Below are 19959 nucleotides of genomic sequence, written 5' to 3' on the forward strand. Positions count from 1 at the left end.
TATTTACGAAGTAAACCTAGATGCTAACACTGCAAATGGTGGCAGTTCTGTTACTCCCTCTACAATTTATGAGTGGTATGAGACAGGCTGGTATACAAACGCCGACGGATCAGGTGAATTAACTGCAGAAACTTTCCCCAAGGCTGTACCTAAAGCGGGTTACTCTTTTGTGGGTTGGTATGATGCGCCAGTTGATGGCACACTAATAGCTGCATCCGGTGAACTTCCAAGCAATACTGTTGTAAGCAATGGTCCTACAACTTGGTATGCACAATATGAGGCAAACGATATTACGCTTCATTTTAATGTAGATGGTGTAGTTACCACAAAGATTCAGAAATACGCCCCCAATTCAACGATAGCAGCAGAAACATTCCCGCCAGCGCCTACAAAACCCGGTGCGAAATTTGTTGGTTGGTATACCAACGCCACCACAAGCACTACCCGAATATCTACAAATACAACAATGCCGTCTTCTAATATAACCTGCTATGCACAGTGGGCATATGAAGTTACATTAGATGCAGGTGATGGCATCGCAACTTATGGAGAAGGATTTTCTAGTCCTATTTATGCTTGGAAAAACCACGGGTACTTAAAGAGCGTGCCTGAATGGAGTGCATCAACAACTACAAACCCAACCATCACAAATACAAACACTGTAATAGTGACAGCAGAGAAGGAAGGCTACATATCTCAAGGCTATCAAAGTGGTGGTACTACATATATCAAAGCAGATGGCAAATTGAGTTCAAGTGTGGCGCCAACGTTTACAAGCGCTCAAACATGGACGTGTGGTTGGTCTGCTATTTACGAAGTAAACCTAGATGCTAACACTGCAAATGGTGGCAGTTCTGTTACTCCCTCTACAATTTATGAGTGGTATGAGACAGGCTGGTATACAAACGCCGACGGATCAGGTGAATTAACTGCAGAAACTTTCCCTCAGGCTGTACCTAAAGCGGGTTACTCTTTTGTGGGTTGGTATGATGCGCCAGTTGATGGCACACTAATAGCTGCACCCGGTGTACTTCCAAGCAATACTGTTGTAAGCAATGGTCCTACAACTTGGTATGCACATTATGAAGCAAACGATATTACGTTTAGTTTTTATGTAGATGGTGTCGTTACTAAAAGAACCCAGAAATACGCCCCCAATTCAACGATAGCAGCAGAAACGTTTCCACCAGCGCCTACAAAACCCGGTGCGAAATTTGTTGGTTGGTATACCAACGCCACCACAAGTACTTCCCGAATAACTACAAAGACAACTCTGCCGTCTTATAATGCACTCTGCCATGCACAGTGGGCATACGAAATTACATTAGATGCAGGTGGTGGCATTGCAACTTATGGAGAAGGATTTTCTAGTCCTATTTATGCTTGGAAAAACCACGGGTATGTAAAGAGCGTGCCTGAATGGAGGGCATCAACAACTGCAAACCCAACCATCATAAATACAAACACTGTAATAGTTACAGCAGAGAAAGAAGGCTACATATCTCAAGGCTATCAAAGTGGCGGTACTACATACATCAAAGCAGATGGCAAATTGAGATCAAGTGCGGCGCCAATGTTTACAAGCGCTCAAACATGGACATGTGGTTGGTCTGCTATTTCCTACACCATTCACTTCGATGGTAATGGCAATACGGGCGGAAACATACCTTCTGACATAAATGCCACTTATGATGTTGAATATTCGGTGCCCACTGCAACACCCACAAAAACGGGTTATGCATTTATGGGCTGGGCGAAAGACCGTGCTGCCACTTCTCCCGATTATATAGTAGGCGGCGATAAACTCGTTAACCTTACCGCCGAAAATGGCGCAACTGTAACGCTATATGCAGTATGGGAAGAAAACACAGCAACCATCCGTTTTGCTATAGCTAACGATAGTGCAGGCTGGGGTACATTAAGTAAAACTTCAGAGACTATTGGGGTAGTTAATGGCGCTACATCATGTATAGCAACTTCTAATGCCGGCTATGCTCTTGAAGGCTGGTATGACGGTGCCACCAAAATTACTACTACAAATGAAAATAACAATGCCTATATTGATAGTGAAAACAGTAATGTTTTGCATGTACACAGTACTCCAACCAGCCTGCTGCAGGATAAAACCTACACTGCAAAATTCATAGGCGAAACTATTACGCTTTCGTGGGATTCGTGCGGTGGTAGCCAAGTGGGCGATACTACGCAAGTGTATTCGTCTTCGTCGAAAGTAATTTTGCCCACCACTGTACCCACTCTCGAAGGCTATTCGTTTGAGGGCTGGTGGACGCGAGAATCGGGCGGCACGCAAGTTTTTAATACCACAGCATTGCCCACTTCGGACACTACCTACTATGCACATTGGCAAATTGGTAATTACAGCGTGTCATATCAAGATGCCGATACAGAAGAAGCTTCATCAGCTAATTTCGCCTATGGAACCACCATTACTATGAATCCTGACGGCGGTACATTTTCGCCTGCCACGCCGGAAGGTTGGACTGCTTCCGGTTCTGGTTTTACACGCAATATGCCAGCTGAGGCTATAGAGTTGCCTGTGCCCACGCGCGACAAGTTTAGTTTCAAAGGTTGGCGGCTTAACAACACCACATTTACAGCTGTTTGGGATAAGGCAGTTTATAGGATATTGCTAAATGGTGGTGAAGGTGTGAATGTGATTTCAACCTCGCAAGACAACTATACTTACGGCAATCAAGAGACGATTGCTTTGACGGTTACGGCAAGGTCGGGCTATGACGTAAATCGTGCAGTTTGTGTTTGCTCGGATGCAGGTGTCATCATAACAGCCAATGGCGGGGGCACATTTTCAGCCAAAATTGGGCAGGACGTTTGGGGCGATATAACCTTTACAGCAACGTGCCCCAAGTCATATTCCTACACACTTGAATACTACGACAATGCGGGTGGCGATACGCCTATAGCCACGCAAACTGAAACCGGGAACAAGGTTACATTGCCAGATGAAACCGATGAGCGCTTCAGGAAGGAAGGCTATCTGCTCTTAGGCTGGGCTAATGCGCCGAACGCTACCGCCGTAACGTATCAAGCTGGTGCGGAAGTTGACGCGCTAACAACCGAAGATGGCGCGGTTGTAAAGCTATATGCGGTGTATGCATTGCGCTTGTCGTGCAGCATTCCAGTTGAGATGCCACTGAAGTTCAATGTGGAAACCGGCAAGTCTATTCCGGCTTCTATAGAAGTGAAGTCGGACACTGTGGTTCCGATTAATTTCAGTGCGTATGCTTTAGCGACTGAAACCGGTTTGTGGTTATTCCCGAATGCGGATAATCGCGACAACGTTACGTTTAATTTCAAAGATGCCAACGTAGTGTTCAAACTGCCGCTGTTATATGCCGAGCCCGGTTCGCCAACATACCGGATGCTTGTGGATCGGCTTGAGGCAAATGGTGCGAAATCGCTTCTTATGTCGCTAGAAACGAATGGTGCCGATTGGCGACCTAGTGATGAATGGAACCAATCTCCAAGTAACGGTCAAGCGGGATTAAACGGATTAGATGAGGGATCTGCCATCTATCAACTGAATGATTCGATAGCGCAGATTTGCTGGTATGTATCAGCTTCTGAATAAAGCGGCACATAGGGACGAGAGAAAGAGGAGAGGAAAACAATGTCAGATAACAAAGTGAAGAACAAGCAGCCAGCGCCGCATGTTGGGCGGAATGCGCAAGGCGCTGATACTCAGAGTAAGAGTCACACAGGTAAAACCATTGCCATAGTGGTAATTGCGGTTCTTATAGTAGTCGGCATAATTGCTGGCATTGTATATGCTTTGTTCTTCTCAAAAGATAATTTCTACGACTCAAATTCCATAGTGGGTCAGGCACCATACAAGACACAAGAAGAAATTCAGGCTGAACTTGACCGCAAAATAGAAGAGGGCATGTTCAACATAAGCATAGCTTCTGTTATTGAATTTCAAGACGGCTCATCTTCAGGTACTGCGTATATAGAAAATGTGCCCGGCAATCAATATGTAATGCAGGTAGATATAAAGCTAGATGAAACTGGAGAAACCATTTATGAATCCGGCGGCTTAAAACCCGATTCCTACATTAAAGACATTGCTCTTACTCGTGACCTAGATGCAGGAACTTATCAAGCGACAGCAACATTTCATGCAATAGATCCCGAGACACTAGAGGAACAAGGTCAAGCCGCCGCAAAAATAACTTTGAACGTACTGAACTAGCTTCACCGTATCAACCAAATGTTTCACGTGAAACATTTTATGAAACATAAGCAGCAAGAACTTTGACAGCTAGTTGAGAAAACAATGCAGTTAAGGCGGGATGTCGGTGTGCTCACAAAGCGAGTTCCGCAGCGAACAGAAATGTCCTGTGGACATTTCTGCCGAGCGAGGACTGTAGAGCGACTGAGCATTCCGGCATCCCGCCTTAACGAACAAACTAGCAAGGCGTTTCACGTGAAACATTTTGAGACTAGCAAGGAAGAAAAGGTATCAAGAGGTAAGGGCCCTCTGGATATAGAAAAGGAAATGGTCATAACTAAAAAGGAGGAAAGACCATGAAAAAGACAAGAAAGCTGATGGGTGCATTTGCCCTGTCCGCTGCGTTGGCGATTGGGTGCGCCATGCCAGCGTTCGCAGCAGCAGGTGACTACGATGGAGAAAGTCCTTTCTATGGCGCCAAGACAGATGTATTCCTGCAAGGTGTTGCCGATAGTCAACAACAAATTAGCATTACAGTACCTGTGAATCTAACCCTTTCTGCCCCGCAAGCTGGCGGCACTATTACAGCTCCTAGTGCAGCTGCATACACAATTACCAATCGTGGTACAACGCCAGTAAAGGTTTCGGAAGTTTGTGCGATTCTTGCGACCAAAACTGTGCTTAGCGAAACCCCTTTGGATACTTCATTCGAAAAAGACTCGGAAAATACAACGATTTATCTAACTATGAAGACCGACACTCTAGCTACTCCAGTTCGTTTTATGAGTCCTGACATTGAACTTATTCTTCCTGATGGTCACTTTGACATTGCTGGTGGCGATAGCTTAGGCATAACCCTAGCTGGACAGGCATATCCTGCCTCAAGCGGGTCTTTCGCGATAGATACATCTGTTAAGGCTGTATCTCTAGAATATACCGTTGAACTTATTAATTAAAGCGTGCAGCGAAGAACCAATGTAGAAAATTGGTAGACAGTTTATCAATTTGCCCGTGGGAGCCGCCAAACCGTGTGGGCGGCGGCTCCCGCACCCATCCTTAAAGGATAGATACCATGAACAATAACCCAAAACCACCGTCTTGCGACGGGAAGACTAAAGATTTACCGCAAATGCATAACAATGACGGTATATATAATCCACGTACAGCGCCTAAGAGTAATGCGACAACAGATTCTGCAAGCAGTTCCGCTGCTGATGGGGTTAATAATTCTGGCAAGCGCAAGCGCGGAGCCGCTTTCTATATCGCTATTGTTATAGCAGTGCTAGCCATTATTGTGGCTTGTGTGTTTACTTATCTTTGGTGGCAAGACCAGCAGGTTGGTTCGCGCGATAGCAATGCGCTAATAGGTCAGCTAGAAGGCAAGTCGCAAGAGGAAATTCAGGCAGAGCTTGACCGCAAGGTTGAAGAGGGCATGTTCAATATAAGCATTGCCAGCAGGGTTGAATTTGAATCGGGTACATCTAAAGGACCGCTTCGCATAGAAAATGTGCCGGGAAATAGATATCTAATGCAGGTGGAAATTTTGCGCGACGATACGGGTGAAGTTATTTATAAGTCGGGCGTAATAGATCCGAATTATCACATTCAAGAAGCGGAATTAGACGTAGCGCTTCCGGCGGGTACTTATGAATGTACAGCGTTGTTTTATGCGTTAGACCCAGAAACTGAAGATCAGATAGGAAAAGTTGCAGCCAAGATGGTGATAACAGTTCTAAATTAAAGGGAAAAGGGATGCGCTATGGGAAGCACTATTCACGCATATATAAATAAGCTGATAGCGTGTCTTTTATCGGCGGCTCTTGTTGTGGGGTTATCGCCGGGTGCGGCGTTCGCTGAATCCGATGCAGGTTCGGGTTCTACCACGTACGAGGATAAAGACTTCAACGGCACCAGCGGTCAGTTCCAAAGCGACATTTACTTTATTGGGCAAGAGACGTTTGCTGTAGTTGACCCGACAACTTCTATGTATGAGCGAGAATTTGTAGCGGGAAACGCCATTGAAATGTATGTAAAAGGTGCTGCTAATTTTGTGGACAGTCTTACGGCTACGTGGAAAATGGCAGAGGCGGTGTATACGGGAGTTGATTCGCCAAACTATGCGGTGGCGTATGCAGCAGCGCAAGTTGTGGCGGCACACGAAAACGACAGCATTGCATTAGACAACCAGACTAGAGCGGTTGTTTGCAGGCATTTTCCGCAAAACGATGGGCTGGAAGCTAACAAAACTTATTGGTATTGGCTAGAGGTGGAAAATGCGTCGGGTCAGGTGGCGGTGCAAAACACGGATAAGCCTTTTGTAGTTATACGCGAAACGGGCTATAGAGTAGGACCCTACTACGATGATTTGGCTGCGAATGGGGCTGCTTATACTTGGATGGTGGCGGGCGGTCCGGTGGCTAATATTGATGGAGTTAATGTAAATACCGGTGTTAATGGTGCAATTTATAAGGGGTCTACGCTTTCTAGCATTGTGTCGCCGTCTACGTCGTCAGTGTATGAGTTTTTGGAGCAGGTGGCTGTAGCTGACAAAGACATTAGCGGTAACGCTATGAAGCTTAGTAAGGTGTGGCAGGTTGCTATACGTGGAGTGAACGAGGGTTTCGAAGCCTACAAGGAAGACATTTTCGTTAAATTGAATACCGATGCTGTAGAGGGTTTTGACACGAACGCTCTTGGCGACTACAAGCTGTTTATGCTTGACGATAGCGGGCAGGCGTGGAGGTCGGTCGATTTGATGGACGCTGCGGCGGCGGCAAGTGTCGGCATTACCGATGTTGCGGTTGAGGCAACGGGCATTACGTTTAAGCTGACGGGCACAAATACTACAGGCAATATTGGTGTGTTTGGTTTGGCAAAGCGCATGACGCAAGAAGAAACTGACTATTCTTTCCGTGTTACTCCGCAATTCAGCAGCGGCGGGCAAATTAACAATAATGGAGGCACATTCGCGTATGGTGCGTGTCCTACGTTTACATTCGATTCTTATCCGGGGCACAAGGTTGATAGTGTGGCGCTTTTAGTTGGCGACAGCAGACTAAGCGGCGGTCAGGTTAGGTATGAAATTCCGCATGCATCTAAGGCAAATGCGCAGGCGCCATATGGCACATACAGTGGCAACATCTACACTTTTCCCGCCGATTTTAACAACGACGGCAGTATGTCAGATGTAATTTTCTGTGTTACTTTTACTAAAGCCGACTCTTATGTGCCGCCGGTGCAGGGTCAAGTTCCTATCGTGCAGCTAACCGCGGGCGATGCTCGGCGGTTTTTGACTGATGTGCCGCATGGCAGTGTGTATTTTGGCGCCAAGACAAATGAAACGCGCGTGAATGCTGGCGAAACGAAGCGATTTGAAGCGAACAGAACTTATGGGTCGTACACCATGAAGGTAAACTATCCCATGACGCTTTACTTTGAACCTGCTGATGGTTGCAGAGTTGAGTCGATAACAATAAATGGTGAAACATATGCTGTAGCTGGAAGTTCTTACACTATTCCTTCGTTTAATACCGACATGTCTATAAAAGTTAACTTTGTATTTGCGACGATTGAACCCGTGCTCTATTTCAAAGTGTCAGCCGATTACGATAGCAGTCAAGCGCGTGTGGGCTTTGGGCAAAGCGGTGCCCAGTGGGTTGATTCTATTCGTGTATCTCAGGGCGAGCAGACTACATTTATTGTTGAGCCGTATGCCAATTATGCGCTTCAAAGTGCTGTTGTGTCTTACGGTGAAGGCACGCCTGAAACTGATGCAACAACTTGGATTTCAGAGCAAGGCATTCTTACTGTCCCAAATATTCAACGTGATACTATCGTTAGCTTCGTGTTTAAGAAAACCAACGAGCCGCCTGTGCCGGCTGACACGTTTACTGTAACTGCGCGCGCTGTGGGCAATGGTGGCTTCATATCTGGTAGTGGTACTGCTGGCACACTTTCTGCGACGGTTCAAGCCGGTGGTAGTTACACAATAAATTATCAGGTGCATTTGGGTTACAGAGTTGTATCCATTACCGATAACGGCAAAAGCATGAATTTTGGTTTGCGCGACAGGTCGTATACGGTATTTAACATTGCCGAAAATCACGACGTTGTTATAGCGTTTGATACGGTTAGTTCATGTCCACCGGCTGGCGTAATATCGCCCACAAAAAGGATAATTCACCGGTTGCAATCGCTTGCTAAGACGGGCGACTTGAATGTGCCAATTGCAATTAGTTTTGCTGCGGTAGCTGTAGTTGCTGGCGGTACTGCTGTATTTCTTTTGCGTCGCCGCAAACGAGCCGCTAGCTAGATGTTTTCCTCTTCGGCGCGTGCATGCACGTAAGGGGCGATGGCGCGTATCACTGAATCGCGTGCAGGTTTTACTTTCGACGCATCAGCAAGAGTGAATGAAAGTGTGCCTTTGAAGCCGTCTGCGGTAACTTCCGTGAAAGCCACCGATGGATCTTTGCGCAGCTTGCTTACACGGGTAAGCGCTTTTTGTGCTGCATCTTCTATGCGGTGGGCAACCGTTGTTAGGCGCTGTTCGTTGTTAGTGGCAACAATGGGAATAGATACGTTTTCCGGATCGGTTAGCTTCAGCAGCGCTGTTGTATTGATTATGGAATTGGGAATTATGACTGTGGTGCCATCTGGATTGTCTATTGTTGTGTGTCGCCAAGTTACGTCGCGCACTATGCCATTTACTCCGTTTGCGCCTAGCTGTATGTTGTCGCCGGGTTCTACGATACGTGACAGACTTACCTGTAAGCCCCCGATCAGGTTCGATATTGTGTCTTGAAAGCCCAGCGAAATTGCGATGCCGCCTACACCAAGCGCTGTGATTATGGCGCTAACATTTATGTTGAAGCAGACCGACAACATAAAGCTGATGCCTATCAGCCATATGCAAACACGTATTACGTTTACAAAGATGGAGCTTTGTGGCAGCAGCGAACCGCGCTTCAAAATTCGGCGCAACAATATTACGCAAATACGCGATACTAGCGCGGTTATTGCCAATATAACAACGATGCCTAAGGCAGTGGTTATCCAGTCGGTGTGGATGAATTTATCGAAATTGTTATATAGGCTATCCATATTTCCTACCAGCTTGCCGGTTTTGGTGGTGTGAAGCTAGGCTGGCTCCACTCTACTATTTTGCCTGTATTACGGGTGGCTTGCATGTCTATAATTCGTTGGTTCGACGATCCTCGCCATTTCAAATCTAGCGATTTGAGGCTTTCCACAAATGGACCATCTATAAGTACGTCTGCTGCATTTAGCAGTTTTGCTATAGCTGCCGCTTCCGGGGTTTCGTCTTGGGTGCGTTTTAGCAGGTCTTCATAAAGGTATCCCGTGAATACCCACAAGCCGTAGCCTTCCGCTTTTATGCGGCTGGCAAGTTCGGCACAGGCTTGCGGTTGTTCAAATGGTTCACCGCCGCTTAGGGTTACATCGTGTACAAGACCGTTATTGTGAATGTCTTGCATTATGGCATCAAGTGAAGTTTCGATGCCGCCCTGCGCATCCCAACTTTCAGGGTTATGACAACCGGGGCATGCGTGTGTGCATCCCTGCACAAATACAGCGTAGCGAAGTCCGGGTCCGTCAACTATAGAATTTGGGTCAGCTCCGAAAAGCCGCACGCTGGTAGGTGCATATTCCGGAGCAGGCGTAGAGTCGGTGTTGGAAGTGTTGGGCATATTTGTTCTTTCAGCTGATTGTGCGTCGCGTCTTGTGTCGGTCGGTTGCGTGGTTGGCTGGTTCGTTGTTTTGTATGTTTGCGTTTGCGTATTCATAACTGTAATTATAAAAGTAGCCCGCTGGCATTGCTGTGCGCGGGCTACTAAATTTACTCTATTGTTGACGAGTTACGCAGATGGAATAGAATGCTTCACTCTTTCGCTTTCCTCGGCGCGTTTAGCGTCGTTAAAGCGGTCTAGCGTACCTACCAGATAACCGGTGATGCGGCGAATGCGCTCAAAACCTTGCTTGCCGTCGTTTTCGCTGCGACCGCATTTTGGACATGTATCGCCGATGATGCCGTTGTATCCACATACCGGGTCGCGGTCAACCGGATGATTGATAGAGCCATAGCCCATTCCGCATTCCTTCATGTAGCGGATAACCGATTCAAACGCCTCAAGATTTTCTGTGGGGTCGCCATCAAGTTCGATATAGCTTATGTGACCGCCGTTGGTTAGTGCATGATACGGTGCTTCAATAGCAATTTTGTCGAATGCGGTTATGTCGTAGTACACCGGCACATGGAAACCGTTGGTGTAATAATCGTGGTCGGTTACGCCGGGGATAACGCCATAGCGTTCACGGTCGAAGCGAACGAAGCGACCCGAAAGACCTTCAGCAGGCGTAGCGATAAGCGTGTAATTCATGCCGCGTTCGCGTGATACGCTATCGCAGTAGCTGCGCATGTGACCAATAATTTCAAGCCCCAAGCGCTGTGATTCTTCTGATTCGCCATGATGCTTGCCTGTTAGAGCAACCAAGCATTCCGCTAAACCAATAAAGCCAGTTGTTAGCGTGCCGTGCTTTAACACTTCGCGCTGCTCTTCGTCGTGCGCTAGCTTTTCAGAGTCAATCCAGACACCCTGACCCATAAGGAACGGCGCGTTATAAACCTTTTTGCGAGCCTGAATTTCAAAGCGCTCTTCTAGTTGCTTGGTGACTAGCTGCAGTTTGCTGTCAAGCAAATCGAAGAATAGGTCTAAGTCGCCTTTAGCGCGGATAGCCAAACGTGGCAGATTGATTGAAGTGAATGATAAGTTGCCACGACCGGGTGTTACTTCGCGTTCTGGGTCGAATGTGTTGCCTATGACGCGCGTGCGGCATCCCATGTAAGCAATTTCGGTTTCGGGTGTGCCTTTGTAGTATTGGGCATTAAACGGTGCATCTAGGAAACTGAAGTTCGGGAATAGACGCTTTGCCGAGCAATGAATAGCTAGCTTAAACAGGTCGTAGTTAGGATCTTCCGGATTATAGTTCACACCTTCTTTGACGCGGAAAATCTGTACTGGGAAGATGGGGGTTTCACCGCTGCCTAAGCCTTCTTCGGTGGCTAGCAGCATATTTTTTATAACCATGCGACCTTCAGGTGATGTGTCCATGCCATAGTTAACACTGCTGAAAGGCGTTTGTGCTCCTGCGCGGCTGTGCATGGTGTTCAGATTGTGTACTAATGCTTCCATAGCTTGGAATGTTGCGCGGTCAGTGTCTTTTGCGGCGCTTTTTTTGCTGTAGCCTATTATGGCTGCAATTGAATCTTCGGCGATTCCAGCCTGACGCAGCTGATCTTCTATTGCGTTTTGGAATTCTTCGCTCATGTCTAGCGCTGCCCACTGACCGGTGGCATCTTCTACTTTTGCCATTATGTCTTCAGCCATTGTGCGTTCGTCTTCCACATTGCATAGCAAATCTAGTGCTTCGGCTAAATGCTTTTTGAACAGACGACGATGCGTTTTGCGCACGCCATCTGCCAGACCATAGTCGAAATCGCAAACGCTTTGACCGCCGTGTTGGTCGTTTTGGTTGCTCTGAATTGCGATACAAGCTAGGGCTGTGTAGCTGGCAATGTCGTTCGGCTCGCGCAGTACGCCATGACCGGTGGAGAAGCCGCCCTTGAACAACTTTTTCAGCTCTATTTGGCAGCAAGTAGTAGTAAGCGTGTAGAAATCCATATCGTGAATGTGGATGTCGCCTTCGCGATGCGCTTTGGCAAAACGCGGGTCAATAACGCACATTTCGTAGAATTGTTTTGCGGATTCGCTGCCATATTTAAGCATGGTGCCCATGGCTGTGTCGGCATTGATATTGGCGTTTTCGCGCTTTAAGTCAGAGTCGGAAGCTTTGCTGAATGTAATATCTTTTAGAGTTTGGATTAGACGACTGTTTACATCGCGCACACGGCTGCGCTCGGCGCGATACAAAATGTATGATTTGGCTGTTTGTACAAAGCCGCTTTCAATAAGGGTTTCCTCTACAAGATCTTGCACGCCCTCTACAGTAGGGATGCCTTCGATAGCACCGTCATCAATTTTTTGCGCAACTTTGTGTGCGATTTGATCGGCGGTTTCGCGATCCTGCATGGCAGCGCATGCCTGAAAAGCCTTCTCAATAGCTGCAGCTATTTTTTCCTCATGAAATTCGGTTTTACGACCATCACGCTTGATAATGGCTTGTGGCATGGTTGCTTCCTTTCGTTTGCTTTTATTCAGCCATTGTTCGTTTGTAAGGTTCCACCTGCGAAATGATATGTTTAATCAACATTCTTTCCACAGGCTTTATACCAACTTATCCACAACATCTTGTGGTTGTATTTAATGTAGCGGGTATATATAGTATATTGCTAGACGCGAAGGCGCAAGTGATTTTCACAAGTTTTTTAATTTCTGTAGGTTACAAAATTGGAAACTGGTGGCTTTTAAGATATTGCAGCTTGGGGTTGTTTTATTGGGGTTGCTTTGAGAAGTTGTTGGCTTATGAAACTGTGCCGTAAACTTGTCCCCAAGCGTGACCGATTATGGCTGAATTTAATTGGGTGGTTAGGCGTTCGCGTGTGTATTCGCCCGGAGGCAATAAATTGACGATGCGCATTAAGTCGTCGGGCAAATCGGACGACTCTGCTGCTAGTACTGTTTGCAAGCGCGTTACGGTGTCGTCTTCGGTCATATCGCGATACAGATTATCCACAACAGCTTGAAGAGCGCCGTAGTGTTCGCTTCTGTCTATGTTGGTGCCTTGTGCCACAGTTTTCTTTCTGTTTGTAATGTTTTCAATCAGGTCAAATTGTTTATAGCCTTGGCTACTTTTTCGCGCAACTGAGTGGCAATGTCTTCAACAGGGGGCATGTTTTCAGCATTGCGCGTAACAGTTGTGCCGGATAAAAGTATTGCGTCTAAGTCGTCGGTGGCAGCCACTAAAGCGCCGGTGTATGCAGGTGTGGCTTCTCCGGTTGCGCGCAGGAATTGCACGCCGCTTTCGCGCAGGGCATCGGCGGCATCTACCATAGTTTCGGCATCGTAATACGGGTTTTCAGGTGTTGGCACGGTTTGATCTTCGTTGTGGTGTGAAACGTACAGCTGTGTCAGTATAGGCAAACAGATTGCTTGGCGAATGCTAGAAGCTATGCGACAGGCATCGGATATAGGTGCACTTGTTTGGAACCCTGCTGTTTGGGCTCCGTATTCAGCCATAACAGCTACTGCGTCTAGTATTGTTTCGCCGCTGGGTAAAAGACCTTGTGCATCTATGTTGACAGATGCCAGAATAGGGGTATCGCTTACCTTGCGCATGCCTATTAGTGCGCATTTTAGATCGGTTATGCGTGTAAAACCATTTAGGAAAAAGGCATCGAACGTTTCGTTTTCGAACAGTAGGGCTGCTCGTTTGTATTGATCGCAGTTTTCATTTAGAGATGCTTTCGATGAAGCATCCAACGGAAGTCCGCATGGTCCTATTTCTACCAAAATATGTTGTGGTTTTTGTGCTTGCATTATGCGAATTGCTGTATGCGCCAGCTCTTGTGCACGTTCGCGCATGTTTGTATGAGTAAGTCGGGCTGGTGTTAAGGTTGCTGTAGGTGCTATTAAGCATTGAACACCAGTCAGCATGTCAAGTTTATATGCTTCTTCGAACACTTCAGGTTCTAGGAGCAAGGTTAGCTCGCCGTCGCGCGCTACGTTTAATCCTAGTTTTTCCAGCCCGGTCATAATCGGTTCAGATAGAACAAGCATATCTTTATGGAATCGCAGTTGTATATCAGCCATATATTTCCACCTTGTCTTACGACTTCAGCTAAATTATGCACAACAGTACAATCTAGCAGGAATCTGGTATGAATCTAGCAGCAATCTTGCATGGCATGCCAATCTTTACATATCAAACTCAACATTGCGTGTGTTGTTCGTTTCGCTATCTTCAAAAGCTCCAGTTTGACGGTTCCATAAATTTGAATATTCTCCACCGGCTTTTACTAAGTCGGCATGCGGACCATCTTCCACAATTTGTCCATGGCTTAGCACCACTATGCGGTCTAAGCTGGCAACAGTGGATAGGCGATGTGCAACCACAATGGTAGTGCGATTAGCCATCAATTTGCGCAATGCGTCTTGTACTAATGCTTCACTTTCGCTGTCTAGTGCGCTAGTGGCTTCGTCTAAAACAAGAATTGGTGCGTCGGCTAGCATGGCGCGCGCTATGGCTATGCGTTGGCGTTGTCCACCGGAAAGTTTTACACCGCGTTCGCCAGTAAGTGTGTCAAAACCCTGAGGAAGCCGTTCTATAAATTCCAATGCGTTAGCTCTTTTTGCTGCTGCGCGTATTTCCTCTGCACTAGCGTCGGGGCGTCCGTAAGCAATATTTTCGGCGATGGTGCGATGAAACAGCATGGCTTCTTGAGGCACATATGCGATATTACGTCGCAGGCTTTGCTGCGTTACGTCGGCTACGCTTTGACCATCTATTAATATCTTTCCTTTTTGAATGTCAGCCAAGCGCAGTAAAAGCTTAGTTAGTGTGGTTTTTCCAGCGCCGCTCATGCCGACCAAGCCCACACGTTCACCTGCGGGAATATGTAGGTTGAAATCGTCGAACACTACTGTTTCTGCGCCACCATCGGTATAGCTGAATCCGATGTTGCAAAAATCTATGGTGCCTTGCTTTACTACAAGCGGCTTTGCGTTGGGTTTATCAGCCACAAGGCGTGGCTCATCTAGTACGGCGGTCATGCCACTTGCGTCACCAAACACCTGATTCAACCGCTGCAGTCCAGTATTTATAAAGTTGAACTGATTTGTAAGTGTGTATGTATAGGTGAACATCATTACTAATGTGCCGGCTGAAATTCCAAACCACGCATTGCCGCCGGCTATGAATACGGTAACTATACTCATAATTACCACAGTAATGCATGCGGTTATAACACCGCGCGCAATAGATGATTTCATGCGTTTTGAATCGCGGCGCACAACATCGCGATTTGCCGTGTCGAATAGTTCGCGTTCGTAATCTTCGCGACCACAAGTCTTTACTGCCAAGATATTGGTAACTGCATCTGATAATTCACCTGACAATCTGTTTTGTGCGGCAGCAGCTTTTTCATTCAGATGCAAGATGCGTTTGTACATCAAGTAAGACACGCTGGCGTATATAACCAATAACACCATCAATATACCCACGTATACCGGCACAAGTGGTAACAATAGTAGGCAGGTGAAAGTTACAGAGCAGCAAACCGGCAAGAAAGGAAACACGATAGTATTTATTAGCAACGTGTAGGCGCTCATAAATTTCGAAGTTTGGCTTACAAGTGTGCCACCGAAGCGGCTGGAATGAAACGACATAGACTGATTCGACAGTGCGTCAAATGCCATAGTAGCAAGGTCGTAATTCACGGCTATTTGCAGTTTCCAAGAAACGTAATCTTGAAGTTTGCTGCATGTTTGACCGCAGACGTTAATTAATATTAGCGCTGTAATATAAGGTCCAAACACAGAAAAGACCTGATCGGATGCTACTGAACCTTCCGCTACGCGGTCTACAATTAGGCTCATAACATATGGGTTTCCATATGTTAGAAACCCAACAAAACCAATTGTAGACAATAGCAGCGCTACAAAATACCCCAAGTGATTACGTGTGGCTATCCAAAAATAGTGCAGCGTGCGGCGTGTTGCAGAGTGATTGTTTCTAGTGCTATTCATGCACGCTAGTATAACCTCAAGTGCATGCCAAACTGGTAGTGAATTGATATGTTGTGAGCGATAATGCTACCAACTTGTTTACCCTAAGCCTGATTGAAGGTTACTCGTCCGCTGGCTATGAATACATTGAAATTGCTCTTTCCGCTTCCAACTTTGTAAACATTATCGTTTTGCTGCGTGCTATTTGTGGGGAAATTGCAAGTGAAAGAACCTGACATTTTATCTACTGTAGCCAAGAAACTGCTATCTGTGGGTAATGTCATGTCTACGTTGCCGCTAGCTATTTGCAAATTGGCGTTAGAGGGGCACTCTTGAAGACAAGTTAAATTGATACCTCCACTGGCTATATCCAAGTCAACAAGTTGGGAGAAAACTCCGCGTATATTTGCATCGCCGCTAGCCACGTTTATTTGTAATTTGTTAGCACGCAGTTTTTCGCTATTTACATTTCCGCTTGCTAAGTCAATTTTAAGAGAATCGCAGCCGATAGATCCAAGGTTATAGGTGCCGGATGCAGCTTGTAAAGTGAAGGAGTCTAAGTGTTCGCCAAGTGTTTTGGGAATAGTAAGGGTTAGATTCTTATGCGACGTAGCTGAACAACCCACCAGCCATGATTGTTCCCAACCATATGCAACTTGCAGCGTATTGTTATGTACGCGCCAGCGCATTTTTTGGCGCTCTGGCATTCTTGATGAAGACGTTTCGCTTAACACGATTTCGTTAGAGTTGCTTTCATCTAAAACAACATCTACTGCGCCAGCCAACCATTGCAGTTCAATATTTTTTATGTCGTCAGCGTTTATGTTAGCGCTGCCCAGATTTTCAAATTGAGCTGCATCAAATTCAGTCATGAAATGTTTGTTGAATTGCTGGAAGGCGTGCGAACAGCCTACGCTGCAACTAAAAATGCCGCCACACAGTACAAGACAAAGCAATATAACAAGAGATATTTTTACATAGGTGGCTTTTGTTAGTTTTGTCATGTGAACTACCTTTTATCCTGAGTGGTTTGATGAGTGGCTTTATAGTTTGGATCGTGCAATATAAGGCTAACCACCCAGTAATAGAAAGGTATGGTTAAAAATACGATCCATCCCGGATGCCATAAGCCGCAGAAAAACCCGAGGAACAAATAAATAACTATACAGAGCAGCGGATAGGGAAAAATTCGCCATGCGCGGCTGGTTTTTTGCGCATCTACGTCTGCAGTATTTGGCGCGATGGTTTCAGCAGATGAATTTGGCGCTACGGGAATTTCTGAAGCCGGAACAGATTGAGTGTTCGTGTTCATGCTGGAACCAGATGCAGCTTGAGGTGCTGCGCCGTATGCTTGTTGGTATGCGTTAGGTTGCAAACTCGGTGCGCTTTCTTGGAAATCTTCAATAGTGGTTTTAGGTGAAGCAATTTCTTCTGCGGCTGCTTCATTTTCGCTGATTGCTGCATTAGCTTCTGTTGGCGTTGATGTTTCATTTAGTGCTGGCGCATCTTCGACTGATTTCTCGGGCTGTTTCGTTTCTGGTGAGTTTTCCGTTGCAGTTTCTGCTTCAGCTTCAGCTTTTGTTTTTGCTTCTGTTTCAGACTCGACTTCTGGCGCAATTCCGCGAACTAAATCGTCTAGCGATATTTCGTACAATTCAGAAAGCGCGACTAGATTTCCTATGTCTGGAGCTGATTCCGCTCTTTCCCATTTCGAAATAGCTTGGCGCGATAATCCTAGCTTCTTAGCTAGTTCTTCCTGACTTAAATCCTGCGAACGTCGCAGTTCTATTAGTCGGTCAGCAAACTCGTAGCTCATAAAATTCCCTCGTTTGTTGGCTGTCATACTATCTGCCTTTCGAGTATGTAGTAGCAATGCGGGTTGCGTAAGAAATTTCAGTAGTCATTTTTAAATTTCTTTGCAACTGTTAGTTGCATTGTTAATTTGCGCTGGTAAAACAATACTTTTAGCATACATGCAATATTAATTCATTATGCATGAACCTGCTTGCATAATAATAGAACATATGTATAATACATGCAAGATGCATTTAATAAAAAGGAGGCATCATGCCAGCATTGCAAGTGCGAGATTTTCCTGCCGATTTGTACGAAGATCTAAAAAAATGCGCTGCTCGTGAACATCGCAGCATGGCACAACAAACTATAAAAGCTGTTGAGGAAATGCTAAATAGACGCAAGTTTTCCGTATTCTCTTCTGTGAAAAAAAAGACGTTTGATGTAGAAACGGATGCGGAACGAATTCGCCGTATTGAAAAACGCAAAGCTTTGTTTGCTGAAATAGAAGAGCTCAGTAAGAAGCTTCCTAAAGATTTACCTGATGCCGCCGAAATAAACAGAATGGGGCACTATGAAAGAGATAAACGGATTATGGAGCCACTTGGTATCGAGGTTTCTTACGACGACTACATTTAAGGATGAAACGATGATAGTTCTCGACAGCAATGCAGCCATCAATATAGTCAAAAATACTGATGAGGGAAAAGCGCTTCAAGCTCTTATTTTGGACAATGAAGAAGTAATAGCCCCCGACCTTTTTGTATATGAAGTATCGAATATTGTGAGAAATTATATTCAGTTCAAAAATACAGATATTAAAACGGCTATGGACTTCGGAAGAAATGCGTGTGGCTTAGTAGACGGATTTGTCAATTGCGAAGATATGTGGGACGAGGTTACGGCAGAGGCTGTACACAACCAACACTCTTCGTACGATATATTTTATTTTGTGCTTGCACGTCGGAATAATGCTACGCTTTTTACACTTGATAAGAAGCTGCAAGAAATTTGTGTAAAAAATAAAGTAAATTGTGTGTATTTGGATGAAGAGTTCTAAAAAGATATTTACTAGTAAGAATGATAACTGTTGCTGACATATTGGCATTACCTGCTTTTCACAAATGGGATTTGTTGGGTGGTAGCTTTTTGCTTTCGCAGCGCAAAGTTTGGAACATGGGGATAGTAGATGCAGCTGTAGCAGAAGATGCGTATAGCGATTATCGACCGGGCGAATTTATTGTTTCAAACTTAGGGTTTGCGCGAGACAATTACGAATTGGCTGAGCGTTCGCTCTGTGCTATGTTGTCGCGCGATTTGGCAGCGATGGCGATACGTAATGTGTATGGTATTCCCATAACCGACGCTATTAAGAAAGCTAGCAACAAGTCGGGAACGCCGCTAATAGTTTACGAGGGTGAATATTACGAGCAAATAATTTTTCAGGGGATGAAGCTGCTCGAGCGTGACAAGATAGATTCCGATATCGCACGTTTAATTGATGGGCTTTTGCAAAGTCGTACTCCTGAAAGTATTCGCGAGGTTTTTTATCAAGCAATTAAAGCGTCAGGCTCTACTGTGCAATGTGCTGTACTGCGCCCAATTAATGGTGATGAAGCATCGCTATATGCTCAGATAGACGAGTTGGTAGGTGTTACAACATTTATTAAAAGAGAATGGGAGCGCGTAGAAACAGCAAGTGTGTTTCGATATCACGATTGCGCTATAGTGCTGGTGACATACAACCGACCTCCGGCGGCATTTTCCATTCAAACCGAATCGGAATTCATGCAGCTTTTGCAGCCTCATGGGCGGCTAGTCGGTGGCATTAGTGAAGAATTACCGCTTAGTGAAGGCGACTTGGCAGTACGTGAAGCGTTTGCTGCGCTAGAAAATGCGAAGCCCGGCAAGCAGCCTATTGTGCGTTGGGCAGCTATGGGTGTATCCGCTTTCAAAAAAGCAGCCCAGAGCGATAGGCTTATATCTAGTACATGTGAACTCTACAAGCAAATGCTGCAAGATCAGGACGAAAAGAGCGATTCTAATTTATTGGGTACAGCTGAAGCTTTTGCCGCAGCACGTGGAGATGTGCGTGCAACTGCCGAAGCACTATTCCAGCATCGAAATACAGTGCGCTACAGGCTACATAAACTGAAAGCAGTACTAAATATGGAAGACGCATCTGACCGCGAACTCGCGTATTTTCTTATGTTGGTGTTTTTAGTCTAAAAGTTATATTTGTACGATTGTACAAAT

The 19959-nt window shown here is 45.8% G+C and carries 16 protein-coding genes; 8 read left to right on the forward strand and 8 right to left on the reverse strand.

Annotated elements, in window-relative coordinates:
- From G7Y37_RS06275 to G7Y37_RS06295, 5 genes are all read left to right on the forward strand, one after another.
- The coding region (locus tag G7Y37_RS06275; protein ID WP_165062626.1) for an InlB B-repeat-containing protein at window positions 1–3610 on the forward strand (3610 nt) is incomplete at its 5' end.
- 39 nt (window positions 3611–3649) lie between these two features.
- On the forward strand, window positions 3650–4231 hold the full coding sequence (locus tag G7Y37_RS06280; protein WP_165062627.1) for a hypothetical protein: 582 nt from the start codon (window positions 3650–3652) through the stop codon (window positions 4229–4231).
- Window positions 4232–4566: 335 nt separating this feature from the next.
- Window positions 4567–5166 carry a hypothetical protein gene (locus G7Y37_RS06285; RefSeq protein WP_165062628.1) on the forward strand — a complete coding sequence of 200 codons (600 nt, stop codon included), beginning with the start codon at window positions 4567–4569 and terminating at the stop codon, window positions 5164–5166.
- Window positions 5167–5282: 116 nt separating this feature from the next.
- Window positions 5283–5951: a hypothetical protein gene (locus tag G7Y37_RS06290; RefSeq protein WP_165062629.1), complete on the forward strand. Its 669-nt coding sequence runs from the start codon at window positions 5283–5285 to the stop codon at window positions 5949–5951.
- Window positions 5952–5969: 18 nt separating this feature from the next.
- Window positions 5970–8522 (forward strand): hypothetical protein, encoded by a 2553-nt coding sequence (locus G7Y37_RS06295; protein WP_165062630.1) that lies wholly within the window; start codon window positions 5970–5972, stop codon window positions 8520–8522.
- Here the strand turns inward: G7Y37_RS06295 and G7Y37_RS06300 are convergent.
- The 8 genes from G7Y37_RS06300 to G7Y37_RS09130 all read right to left on the reverse strand — a co-directional run bounded on the left by G7Y37_RS06300 (window position 8519) and on the right by G7Y37_RS09130 (window position 17725).
- Window positions 8519–9310 (reverse strand): mechanosensitive ion channel family protein, encoded by a 792-nt coding sequence (locus G7Y37_RS06300; protein ID WP_165062631.1) that lies wholly within the window; start codon window positions 9308–9310, stop codon window positions 8519–8521. The genes G7Y37_RS06295 and G7Y37_RS06300 overlap by 4 nt on opposite strands.
- Window positions 9311–9315: 5 nt before the next feature.
- Window positions 9316–9915 (reverse strand): anaerobic ribonucleoside-triphosphate reductase activating protein, encoded by a 600-nt coding sequence (nrdG, locus tag G7Y37_RS06305; RefSeq protein ID WP_165062632.1) that lies wholly within the window; start codon window positions 9913–9915, stop codon window positions 9316–9318.
- A 168-nt stretch (window positions 9916–10083) separates the two neighbouring features.
- Window positions 10084–12414, reverse strand: a complete 2331-nt coding sequence (locus G7Y37_RS06310) for an anaerobic ribonucleoside triphosphate reductase (RefSeq protein WP_165062633.1) — start codon at window positions 12412–12414, stop codon at window positions 10084–10086.
- Window positions 12415–12706: 292 nt separating this feature from the next.
- A complete protein-coding gene (locus G7Y37_RS06315; protein ID WP_165062634.1) occupies window positions 12707–12976 on the reverse strand; it encodes a hypothetical protein in 270 nt (89 codons plus the stop codon).
- A gap of 29 nt (window positions 12977–13005) precedes the next feature.
- Window positions 13006–13995 carry a homocysteine S-methyltransferase family protein gene (locus G7Y37_RS06320; RefSeq protein WP_165062635.1) on the reverse strand — a complete coding sequence of 330 codons (990 nt, stop codon included), beginning with the start codon at window positions 13993–13995 and terminating at the stop codon, window positions 13006–13008.
- A 105-nt stretch (window positions 13996–14100) separates the two neighbouring features.
- Window positions 14101–15930, reverse strand: a complete 1830-nt coding sequence (locus G7Y37_RS06325; RefSeq protein WP_165062636.1) for an ABC transporter ATP-binding protein — start codon at window positions 15928–15930, stop codon at window positions 14101–14103.
- A gap of 83 nt (window positions 15931–16013) precedes the next feature.
- Entirely contained in the window at window positions 16014–16913 is a 900-nt protein-coding gene (locus G7Y37_RS06330) for a DUF4097 family beta strand repeat-containing protein (protein WP_165062637.1), read from the reverse strand.
- Window positions 16914–16918: 5 nt separating this feature from the next.
- On the reverse strand, window positions 16919–17725 hold the full coding sequence (locus G7Y37_RS09130; protein WP_206214115.1) for a helix-turn-helix domain-containing protein: 807 nt from the start codon (window positions 17723–17725) through the stop codon (window positions 16919–16921).
- A gap of 251 nt (window positions 17726–17976) precedes the next feature.
- On the opposite strand from G7Y37_RS09130, the gene G7Y37_RS06340 reads away from it, so the two are divergent.
- Genes G7Y37_RS06340 through G7Y37_RS06350 form a run of 3 tightly spaced genes read left to right on the forward strand, consistent with a single transcriptional unit; the run spans window position 17977 to window position 19932 of the window.
- Window positions 17977–18342 (forward strand): argininosuccinate lyase, encoded by a 366-nt coding sequence (locus G7Y37_RS06340; RefSeq protein ID WP_165062638.1) that lies wholly within the window; start codon window positions 17977–17979, stop codon window positions 18340–18342.
- A gap of 10 nt (window positions 18343–18352) precedes the next feature.
- A complete protein-coding gene (locus G7Y37_RS06345; RefSeq protein ID WP_165062639.1) occupies window positions 18353–18763 on the forward strand; it encodes a type II toxin-antitoxin system VapC family toxin in 411 nt (136 codons plus the stop codon).
- Between the two features lie 20 nt (window positions 18764–18783).
- Window positions 18784–19932, forward strand: coding sequence for a PucR family transcriptional regulator (locus G7Y37_RS06350; RefSeq protein ID WP_165062640.1), 1149 nt, complete (start codon window positions 18784–18786; stop codon window positions 19930–19932).
- The last annotated feature ends 27 nt before the right edge of the window (window positions 19933–19959 follow it).

The organism is Adlercreutzia sp. ZJ154 (genome assembly GCF_011039055.1).
Lineage (GTDB): Bacteria > Actinomycetota > Coriobacteriia > Coriobacteriales > Eggerthellaceae > Adlercreutzia_A.

What these genes read in the sequence shown, in the direction of transcription:
- G7Y37_RS06280 (WP_165062627.1), top strand. Translation starts at nt 3,650, where the DNA reads ATGTCAGATAACAAAGTGAAGAACAAGCAGCCAGCGCCGCATGTTGGG.
- G7Y37_RS06285 (WP_165062628.1), top strand. Translation starts at nt 4,567, where the DNA reads ATGAAAAAGACAAGAAAGCTGATGGGTGCATTTGCCCTGTCCGCTGCG.
- G7Y37_RS06290 (WP_165062629.1), top strand. Translation starts at nt 5,283, where the DNA reads ATGAACAATAACCCAAAACCACCGTCTTGCGACGGGAAGACTAAAGAT.
- G7Y37_RS06295 (WP_165062630.1), top strand. Translation starts at nt 5,970, where the DNA reads ATGGGAAGCACTATTCACGCATATATAAATAAGCTGATAGCGTGTCTT.
- G7Y37_RS06300 (WP_165062631.1), bottom strand. Translation starts at nt 9,310, where the DNA reads ATGGATAGCCTATATAACAATTTCGATAAATTCATCCACACCGACTGG.
- nrdG (WP_165062632.1), bottom strand. Translation starts at nt 9,915, where the DNA reads ATGCCCAACACTTCCAACACCGACTCTACGCCTGCTCCGGAATATGCA.
- G7Y37_RS06310 (WP_165062633.1), bottom strand. Translation starts at nt 12,414, where the DNA reads ATGCCACAAGCCATTATCAAGCGTGATGGTCGTAAAACCGAATTTCAT.
- G7Y37_RS06320 (WP_165062635.1), bottom strand. Translation starts at nt 13,995, where the DNA reads ATGGCTGATATACAACTGCGATTCCATAAAGATATGCTTGTTCTATCT.
- G7Y37_RS06325 (WP_165062636.1), bottom strand. Translation starts at nt 15,930, where the DNA reads ATGAATAGCACTAGAAACAATCACTCTGCAACACGCCGCACGCTGCAC.
- G7Y37_RS06330 (WP_165062637.1), bottom strand. Translation starts at nt 16,913, where the DNA reads ATGACAAAACTAACAAAAGCCACCTATGTAAAAATATCTCTTGTTATA.
- G7Y37_RS09130 (WP_206214115.1), bottom strand. Translation starts at nt 17,725, where the DNA reads ATGAGCTACGAGTTTGCTGACCGACTAATAGAACTGCGACGTTCGCAG.
- G7Y37_RS06340 (WP_165062638.1), top strand. Translation starts at nt 17,977, where the DNA reads ATGCCAGCATTGCAAGTGCGAGATTTTCCTGCCGATTTGTACGAAGAT.
- G7Y37_RS06345 (WP_165062639.1), top strand. Translation starts at nt 18,353, where the DNA reads ATGATAGTTCTCGACAGCAATGCAGCCATCAATATAGTCAAAAATACT.
- G7Y37_RS06350 (WP_165062640.1), top strand. Translation starts at nt 18,784, where the DNA reads ATGATAACTGTTGCTGACATATTGGCATTACCTGCTTTTCACAAATGG.